Origin of the sequence: Pinirhizobacter sp., from assembly GCF_035317885.1 — a bacterium.
Taxonomy (GTDB): Bacteria; Pseudomonadota; Gammaproteobacteria; order Xanthomonadales; family Rhodanobacteraceae; genus Pinirhizobacter.
The window spans coordinates 1-3,561 of the sequence record NZ_DATHFX010000041.1; the positions used below are offsets into that span (position 1 = coordinate 1).

General features: G+C 62.2%; 5 protein-coding genes. 3 read left to right on the top strand and 2 right to left on the bottom strand.

The genetic code is table 11. The features are described from left to right. Positions 1-85 precede the first annotated feature (85 nt). Both VK519_RS01220 and VK519_RS01225 read right to left on the bottom strand, forming a co-directional pair. Entirely contained in the window at positions 86-403 is a 318-nt protein-coding gene (locus tag VK519_RS01220) for an alpha/beta fold hydrolase (RefSeq protein WP_324346880.1), read from the bottom strand. A gap of 96 nt (positions 404-499) precedes the next feature. Beyond that, positions 500-1,330, bottom strand: a complete 831-nt coding sequence (locus tag VK519_RS01225) for a methyltransferase, TIGR04325 family (RefSeq protein ID WP_324346882.1) — start codon at positions 1,328-1,330, stop codon at positions 500-502. A 198-nt stretch (positions 1,331-1,528) separates the two neighbouring features. Between VK519_RS01225 and VK519_RS01230 the strand changes: the two genes are divergently transcribed. From VK519_RS01230 to VK519_RS01240, 3 genes are read left to right on the top strand one after another with little or no spacing between them, the layout of a single operon-like run. Next, complete coding sequence (locus VK519_RS01230) at positions 1,529-2,380, top strand: DUF72 domain-containing protein (RefSeq protein ID WP_324346884.1); 852 nt, start codon at positions 1,529-1,531, stop codon at positions 2,378-2,380. Between the two features lie 17 nt (positions 2,381-2,397). Then, positions 2,398-2,844: a guanyl-specific ribonuclease gene (locus tag VK519_RS01235; protein WP_324346886.1), complete on the top strand. Its 447-nt coding sequence runs from the start codon at positions 2,398-2,400 to the stop codon at positions 2,842-2,844. Further along, positions 2,841-3,275, top strand: coding sequence for a barstar family protein (locus tag VK519_RS01240; protein WP_324346888.1), 435 nt, complete (start codon positions 2,841-2,843; stop codon positions 3,273-3,275). The genes VK519_RS01235 and VK519_RS01240 overlap by 4 nt, the downstream gene beginning before the upstream one ends. The last annotated feature ends 286 nt before the right edge of the window (positions 3,276-3,561 follow it).

Consider the following 3,561-nt stretch of genomic DNA (forward strand, 5'->3'; position numbering starts at 1 on the left):
ACGGCGTTGGGGAGCTGGACGAAGCGCTCCACAAGCTGGGTTACGACGGGAAAATCATGCTCGTAGCCCATTCGTATGGTGCGCTCTACGCAACGCTGTACGCGATGCCATGAGCGTCCACAGCCTGCTTGCGTCCGTCAAGCTCGCTCCGTCCGAACCCCGCACGGTCATAAGTGATGAGTGTCGCGCCGGTGATGTCGTGCAGCGGCTTGGCGATACCAGCCCACACCGTCGCGTCATCCCCGCCGCCGGCCTCAAAGAGAATCGGAGGCCCCTCTCCCTTGTAGACATGAAAGTGCAGCTTGTCCCCCCGCACGGCAAGGTCGACGTCCGTCTCTTGCGATTGCGCCGGTTGCCCCGCCATCGTGACCAGGCCCAGCATCAGAGCAACAAGCATCTTCATGGTCCGCCCCTGTCCCGCATCCATCCCATGCCCACCATGTTAATGGTTCATTTCCCAAGAATGCGTTGCCCGCGGGTTTGACTTAATGGCCACTTGCTAGCGCGAGGGATCCAGTTCAAAGGCAAACCCAAAGTAACGATCCAGGGATAGGTCTGGATAAAATGGGACGGTACAGTGCCTTTGTGTATTCTCCCATCGATCCCTTAGCTTATAGCCAAGCGATGCCAGCTCGTCCATGAACTTTCGCTCCGCCATCACCCGGTATGGGCAACACGTCACCCCCAAATTCTGCACGGTGAAGTACGACTGGCGGGTGTGGATAGGCACGGAGTTCAGCAGAAGGAAACGAGGCCTCACGGGCATGGCCGAAATGGCTTCGGACAGTGTGTATTCAAGATATTGCAGCGATCCCGCTGCAAACAGGATGTGGCTACCTGAAGCGGCCGCGAGGGTTGACGCAAAGCCAAGGCGCCGCGCTGGATCGTGCGCATCGGCCCAGGCCTCACCGGCCGCATTCACTGCGGGCACGTCCAGTACGGTCCAACGTAAACCTTCGGGATACTCCCCGTATCGCTGATAGGCGTAGTACGCAATGCCGATGTGTCCACCAATATCGAAAACGGTGCGACCTCCCTGGCCGAAGAAACGGCCGAGCCAGTAGATCATCGGGTAATCGTTGAGGAAGACACGGCGCGTGCGATCACGATAAAGATCCGCGGCGCCGGTGTTGTCATACCCCGCCGTCCGTCCCGCCGGGATGCTCGCCTGGGCCTCGGCGAACGATTCATAGACGCCGCGATAGATGTGGTGAGTCGGCACAGTGTGGGCCAGGAAGCGGCTTTCGTAGCGTGATTCCTGCCACCGCCTCACCCAGGGAATACGGCTCGGGTTGCCTTGCCAGATCGGAATTACATGTTCTGTTGTCATGGCACCCCCCAAGAGCCCCCCGCGGGTCTGGTGTCGGTGCACGGGCGGCGGCGGGTAGCGGCACCCATCCTTCTCACAGCCTCACTCTACCGCAATGAATTCTCCGGATACCTCTACGCCGGACGGCTTACGCCATTGGCCGAATGGCTGTCTTCCCGGCCGTGGCATCATGGAGCGCCGCCGCTTCGATCCGCAGCCATGCCCACCAAAGCCGCCAGCAAAGACCTGTTCGCCGCTCCCGCAGCGCAGCACGCCGTTCGCATTGGCATCGGTGGCTGGACGTACGCTCCCTGGCGCAAGAATTTCTATCCGGATGACCTGGTACAGAAGCGCGAGCTGGAATACGCCAGCCGCCAACTGCGCGTGATCGAGATCAATGGCACCTTCTACGGTGCACAGAAACCGGCCACGTATGCGCGCTGGGCGGCCGAGACGCCAGAGGGTTTCGTGTTCTCGCTCAAGGCGCCGCGCTATATCATCGGAGCCAAAGTTCTGGCGGATACTGCCAAGGGCATAACCGGATTTATCGAAGGCGGACTGGATCAAATCGGCGATCGCCTGGGGCCGATCCTGTGGCAATTGCCACCAACGAGTCGCTTCGACGCGGATGACCTCGATGCGTTCCTGCGGCTGCTGCCGTCGAAGCTGGCTGGGCGTCCACTGCGACACGTACTGGAAGTGCGGCATCCGAGTTTCCTCAGCGCCGAATACGTGGCGCTGGCGCGCTCACACCGTATTCCAACGGTTTTCACCGACTCGCCGCAATATCCATCGCTAGCCGACGTCACCGGCAATTTCACCTACGCCCGTTTGATGCGCAGCGAAGATGGCATCGCCACCGGCTACGGCGCGAAAGATCTCGATGCCTGGTCGGCACGCGCGCAACGCTGGGCGCACGGCAAGGACAATCCCGAGCTTCCGCACGTGGCATCGGCGTTGCCCGATGACGGCGCGCGCGAAGTCTTCATCTTCTTCATCAGCGCCGCCAAGCATCGCAACCCAGCCGCCGCGATGGCACTGCAAGCGCGTGTCGACAAGGCTCATCGGTGAACGTCTAAGGAACCGCCATGCGCGCCAATCGGCTTCTTCCGTTGCTGGTGCTGATCGCCCTGATCGGCTGGCTCTACTTCAAGCCCACGCCGCACGGCCGGGTGGAGACCGCGCCGCCGGCGGTCAGTCAGGCCCGGGTGGAGACCGCGCCGCCGGCAAGCGACCAGGCCCAGGGCGGCTGCCCGGTGTCGCCAGGCTTCCTGTCGCAGGAAGCCCTCCAGACCATCAAGCTGATCGAAAGCGGCGGGCCGTTCCCCCATCGCCAGGACGGCACGGTGTTCGGCAATCGCGAAGGCCTGCTGCCGCCCCAGGCGCGCGGCTACTATCACGAGTACACCGTCGAAACGCCGGGCGCGGACAATCGCGGAGCACGGCGCATCATCACCGGTGGTACGCCGCCCGCGATCTACTACTACACCGACGATCACTACGGCAGCTTCCGCTGCTTCCGGGTGCATCCATGAATCCCCTGCTCGGCATCGACCTGAACGACGCCGCCAGCAACGGCGTCTTCTTCGTCACCCAGGACGATATCGCCGCGCTGAACCGCGCGGCTCAATCCACCTCGCTGCGCACGCTGCCAGTCGACCTGCACCATTGCACCGACAAGGCATCGCTGCTTCGCCACCTGGACGATGCGCTTCACTTTCCGGCCGGCTTTGGCGGCAACTGGGATGCACTCTCCGACAGCCTGCGCGACCTGTCGTGGCTAAATGCCAAGGGCTATCTGCTGCTGATCATGCATGCCGAAACGCTACGCGAAGCCGACGAGACGGAGTTCGATATCTTTCTTGACATCCTCGACGAGGCCGCCGAAAGCTGGCGCACCGCCAGCGTGCCGTTCTTCGCCTGCATCGCCTTGCCCGAAAGCGCCGCCGACGAGGCCGATGCCTGACTGATTCCAGATAGGGCGTGGTGCCTTGGTAGGCCACCCCCTTCGCCCCAGTAGCGCTCGAAGTCACTGAATACCGCCAAATCGTCACAGCAGCCCAAGAGGGCGTATGGTGGGAGTCTACGTCCCAAAAATTGGGCAGGTCATTCCTGTGGCTGGTCTAGAGAGCGATCGGATAGTTGAGGCGCTCGGACGGCGGGCGGGCGACGAACCCGGCGTTGCCGATGTCGTCGAATCCATCGTTTCCATCTGGAACGAGATCGACACGACCTTGGGCCCCATCCTCGGG